The sequence below is a fragment of the Pacificibacter sp. genome (assembly GCF_039769035.1).
GTDB lineage: Bacteria > Pseudomonadota > Alphaproteobacteria > Rhodobacterales > Rhodobacteraceae > Celeribacter.
Map to the genome: position 1 here is coordinate 1 of NZ_JBDMZG010000090.1, position 4,645 is coordinate 4,645.

5 protein-coding genes are annotated in these 4,645 nt (G+C 53.0%); 1 reads left to right on the top strand and 4 read right to left on the bottom strand.

The genetic code is table 11. The annotated features are described in order from the left end of the window. From ABF287_RS08445 to ABF287_RS08455, 3 genes are all read right to left on the bottom strand, one after another. Positions 1-647: alpha/beta fold hydrolase (locus tag ABF287_RS08445; RefSeq protein ID WP_347184571.1), on the bottom strand; the 647-nt coding region annotated here is incomplete at its 3' end. Next, positions 647-1,291: a DNA-3-methyladenine glycosylase 2 family protein gene (locus ABF287_RS08450; protein ID WP_347184572.1), complete on the bottom strand. Its 645-nt coding sequence runs from the start codon at positions 1,289-1,291 to the stop codon at positions 647-649. The genes ABF287_RS08450 and ABF287_RS08445, both read right to left, overlap by 1 nt. Further along, positions 1,254-1,985 (bottom strand): precorrin-6A/cobalt-precorrin-6A reductase, encoded by a 732-nt coding sequence (locus ABF287_RS08455; RefSeq protein ID WP_347184573.1) that lies wholly within the window; start codon positions 1,983-1,985, stop codon positions 1,254-1,256. Before ABF287_RS08455 ends, ABF287_RS08450 begins: the two co-directional genes overlap by 38 nt. A 65-nt stretch (positions 1,986-2,050) precedes the next feature. Between ABF287_RS08455 and ABF287_RS08460 the strand changes: the two genes are divergently transcribed. Continuing rightward, the gene (locus ABF287_RS08460) at positions 2,051-3,280 is read left to right on the top strand and encodes an MFS transporter (protein ID WP_347184574.1); all 1,230 of its coding nucleotides are present in this window, start codon (positions 2,051-2,053) and stop codon (positions 3,278-3,280) included. A 6-nt stretch (positions 3,281-3,286) separates the two neighbouring features. On the opposite strand, the gene ABF287_RS08465 is transcribed toward ABF287_RS08460, so the two are convergent. Further along, on the bottom strand, positions 3,287-4,051 hold the full coding sequence (locus ABF287_RS08465; protein ID WP_347184575.1) for a squalene/phytoene synthase family protein: 765 nt from the start codon (positions 4,049-4,051) through the stop codon (positions 3,287-3,289). Positions 4,052-4,645 lie beyond the last annotated feature (594 nt).

Consider the following 4,645-nt stretch of genomic DNA (forward strand, 5'->3'; position numbering starts at 1 on the left):
CGCATAAAGGCTAATGAAACAGACAGGCCATCAGGTGCGATCCCGTGGGCGGTGCCCTGCATCACGTGGGCAAAGACATCTTTCCATCCCGCTTCTTGCAAGGCTTCGGCTGCCAATTGCAGGGATTGAGGTGGCACCACATCGTCTTGATCGCCGTGGACCAATAAGATTGGTGAACGGCCCACAACTTCGTCAGCCAACAAATCTGGACGCAACAAACGCCCTGCAATGGCAACAACGCCCGCAAGTTCGTCTTCGCGGCGTGGCGCAATGTGCAGGCTCATCATCGCCCCTTGGGAGAAGCCGAACAGAACGACCTGTTCAGGAAGAACATCTTCATCAACCATCAAGGCATCCAAGAAGGAATTGAAATCTTCAACGGCAGCGTCCATGCCGCGCTCGGATTCTTCTTCGGATGATCCGTCGATGTATGGGATCGGGAACCATTGGTACCCGTTTGGCATACCAGGAATCATTTCAGGAGCATCAGGTGCTATAAACAAGGTATCTGGAAGGTGCTCGCTCAGTGGATCAGCCAAGCCCAAAAGGTCTGCGCCGTTGGCTCCATAGCCGTGCAAAAAAACAACAACGGATCGTGTTTCGCCCGAAACCGGCTCGCGCCGCTGTCCATTCAATACTCGTGTCATCAGATACCTTCCCTGTCCTTTGCAATGTGGTAGTACGCAAACAACAACCGCGCTGCAACCGACCGCCATGGCGTCCAGCCCAGCGACATCTGCCGCAGCTCTTTTTCCTTTGGTCGTTCCGTCAACCCATAGAGATCTTGGGCGGCAACTTGCAGCGCTAAATCACCTGGCGCAAACACATCGCAGCGCCCGAGTGAGAACATCGTGTAGATTTCGGCCGTCCAAATCCCAATGCCTTTTACAGCGGTAAGGGTCATCACGACCTCAGCATCTGGCGCATTGCGCAATGCGTTAAAGTCAATCTGCACCTCAGCGAGGGCTTGGGAATATGCAATTTTCTGGCGGCTTATCCCCGCGTCGCGCAGTCCCTCGGCACCCGCGGTTAGAACTGCGGATTCAGTTGTTAGACCTGCATCTTCCATCCGTTTCCAGATTGCGGCGGCAGAGGCGACCGACACTTGTTGTGAAATGATCGCACTAAGTAATTGGGCAAAGCCATCGGGTCTGCGCCGCAACGGCAGTGGCCCCGTTTGGGACAAGGCATATGCAAGGCGTTCGTCATGATCCGCAAGCCAAGCAGCGCCTTCAGCAACATCCGCGTCTGTTTCAATGATTCGCACAATCAGCCACCCGCTTTGCGACATCCAAGATTGTTGCTGTTTGGAATTGGGGCACGCCCACATCAGTTTTTTGGATCATAATAATCGTTATCCCAAGGTTGCCAGCAGCATAGACTTTGCTGCGTCCCTGAACGCTGCCTGAATTGCGCAGAATCAGGAAATCCACCATAAGAGTTTGAAAGGTTTGCATTTCGGCCGTGACCGAAAACGGTCCTGCACCGAACACATATGCACCATTATCTAAGGGAAAGGCACGCTCATGTTGTTCTAGCTGGCGGCACATGACGTAGGCATCAGCACGTTCCTTAAACGCATGAACGCTGCCCCGCCCTGTTGCAAGAAACACGCGCGCGGCCCTCGGAACGGCAGCCACAGCCTCTTTCATGGAGGCAACGTTAATCCAGTCTTCATTTTGCTTGGGCGTCCATTCTTCGCGTGTGACGCGCAGATAAGGCAGTTCCAAACCGCGTGCGATGGTGCCAAAGCGGGCCTCAAACGGATGGGCGGCATCCACCACCATGTCAAAACGCTCATCCGCTATGTACCTGGCGAAATCTGCATCGGTTTGAAATACACCGTCATATATTTTCACAGGTGGCTCGGCGCGGGCAACGGCGCGCCCCTCGGTCACACAAATTACCTCATGCCCTTCAATTACAGAAAGTTCACGCGCCAACGCGACGCTTTCCCCCATTCCCGCAATCATTAGCAGCTTCATTATTTTACCTAGCGTTAGATCGCAGCCCTATTGCCGATGCCCAACCTAAGGGCTATCGCGGTTTTATGACAGATTTAAATTCAGATCCCGTTTCACACAAACGAGCCGTTCGCAACGTAACCGTTTTGGTTTTGGCACAAGCAATTTTGGGCGCGCAGATGCCGCTCATTTTCACGATTGGTGGCTTGGCAGGACAATCGCTGGCGTCGAACGTTTGCTTTGCGACCTTGCCAATTTCGATGATCGTGCTGGGATCAATGCTGTCTGCCACGCCGGTTTCAGCAATCATGCAAAACTATGGCCGTCGCGTTGGCTTTTGGCTGGGCACCTTAGGTGGTGCGCTGGGGGCCGCCGTTTGTGCCTACGCATTACACGCCAGCAGTTTCCCATTATTCTTGTTGGGGAGTTTTTTTACCGGTGTATACATGTCTGCACAGGGCTTTTATCGCTTTGCTGCGGCAGATTCTGCGTCCGATGCGTTCCGTCCCAAGGCAATTTCATACGTTATGGCAGGTGGGCTTGTTGCTGCCGTGCTTGGCCCACAATTGTTTAAAGTAACCTCTGACGCGATGGTGGTCCCTTTCCTTGGAACTTATTTGGCGGTGATCGTCATAAATGTCATCGGATCAGCCCTGTTTCTATTCGTCGATATGCCCAAACCTGAGGCACCTGCTCCAGATGCACCTAAAGGGCGCACCCGTTGGGAGCTGATCACAACGCCGCGCATCGCAGTTGCAGTGATCTGCGCAATGGTCTCTTACGCCTTGATGAACTTGGTAATGACATCAACACCTTTGGCTGTTGTAGGCTGTGGATTCACCAAGGGTACAGCCGCGGATGTGGTCACGGGTCATGTTTTGGCTATGTTCATTCCCTCCTTCTTTACCGGTCACCTAATCGCTCGCTTTAGTGTTGAAAAGATCATGGGGCTAGGCATTGCAATCCTCGGCAGTGCTGGCATCGTTGCGCTGAGCGGTGTGACCCTGCCCAACTTCTTTATCGCATTAATATTGCTGGGTATTGGTTGGAACTTTGGCTTTATCGGAGCCACATCCATGCTGGCTGGCGCACATACAGTTCACGAACGTGGACGCATGCAAGGCCTGAATGATCTGTTGGTCTTTGGAGGCGTCACAATTGCATCACTTGCCTCAGGCGGATTGATGAATTGTTCCGGTGGCAGCGCGGTTCAAGGCTGGTCTGCGGTGAACTATGCGATGGCACCGTTCTTACTCCTCGCAGCTGCTGCTTTGATCTGGCTGGTAATGCGGCCTGAAGAAAAGCCCGCGTCCTAAGATAAGTTACCAGCGCCCCGTGAAAGCAGCCCAAGCAAGGTTGCCCTTAACGGGGCGTATCACCCCCTCTGCCACGATATAAGGATCCGCAATAACTTGTTGCAGTACCTTTTGCGCAGAGAGCGCTGACCACAATGCAGGACGTGATGCCTTGGACACGGCGCTGCGCGATTTGCGCGCCTTGGTAAGGCGGTCAAGGCCAGATTGAGCCAACTCTTGGATCGCTTCAGCGCGTCCATCAACCATTGGAATGCGTTTTTCTTCTTCAAGCTTTGGTACAGCTTGGAACCATGCGGCCAAGCCAGCCGCACAAGCCACATCGCGCACAACGCCTTCGTCACATTCGCCCAAACGTCTTGCTGTGGCGACCATAAGGTGCCCTGCTGTTTGATCTATATAACGGTCGAAGTGTCCAGCATCTTCAAAGGAATCTTTGTATATATCCCAACGTCTTATCGCTACAAGTTGATCCAACATTTTGGCATCGCCGGGTGTGAGAATTTGTGACAAAGGTGTGGCCACCTCATGTCTGCGCGGTTCTTTGCCCAGACTGATTTCTTCCAAAAAATCGCGCCACCATTGCAAACGCATCTCGGCGATCATCGCCTCTTTGGTCACCCAAGGCGCACGTGCCACTTCGACGTTCAGGGCATAAAGCGTAAACATCACAGGGCGCGCAGCCAATGGGGCTGCCATCACAGTGCGAAATCGATCCGGATCGCCCCGCTGAACCAAGCCAGCGCAGGCTACTATATCATCGTTAAATTCCACTGAGGTCCTCTTTGATCGCGGCTAGCGTTTTATCCGCATCCACAATCGCAAGATGCCATATGCAAAGTACCACCAGATAACACCCCTTGCCAGTCACAGATGACATCAAGGTTTAATATTGTGCCGCGACAAATGATTCATCCGCGGACCCAGTGGTGACAGCGAACGCTGGAAGTGCAGCAATATCGCGCAAATAGTCGCTGCGCGGCGCAATGTCAGTGTTCGAACTTTAACTATATCGCGTAGTGGCAGTGTCACCCAAAGGTCCGTCTAAAACCTGCTGTGGCATACTGAATTGGATCACACACAGATGGTTCATGGCCGTTATGCGGAAAGTATTCAAGATCGACAGCCGATCAGGCGTCGCAGATGTACATGTGCCTATCCTCCTGAATTTTCGCGGATGTGGGCGCGTTGTGTTTTAGAAATGGTGTCAAAAGCACAGCGTGATCAATTATTTCATCGTGTTCCCCGCCGGCAAAGCGCACCACAAGGCCGCCAGCAGAGGAGTGACCAAACACGACAACCTTTTGATTGGGCTGAGCGGTCGCTTTGATCAGATCCGCCAGGTCATCCTCGAACTGGTTGATGTAA

Excerpts from the sequence above, each read along its gene's own strand:
- ABF287_RS08450 (WP_347184572.1), bottom strand. The coding sequence starts at position 1,291 with ATGTCGCAAAGCGGGTGGCTGATTGTGCGAATCATTGAAACAGACGCG.
- ABF287_RS08455 (WP_347184573.1), bottom strand. The coding sequence starts at position 1,985 with ATGAAGCTGCTAATGATTGCGGGAATGGGGGAAAGCGTCGCGTTGGCG.
- ABF287_RS08460 (WP_347184574.1), top strand. The coding sequence starts at position 2,051 with ATGACAGATTTAAATTCAGATCCCGTTTCACACAAACGAGCCGTTCGC.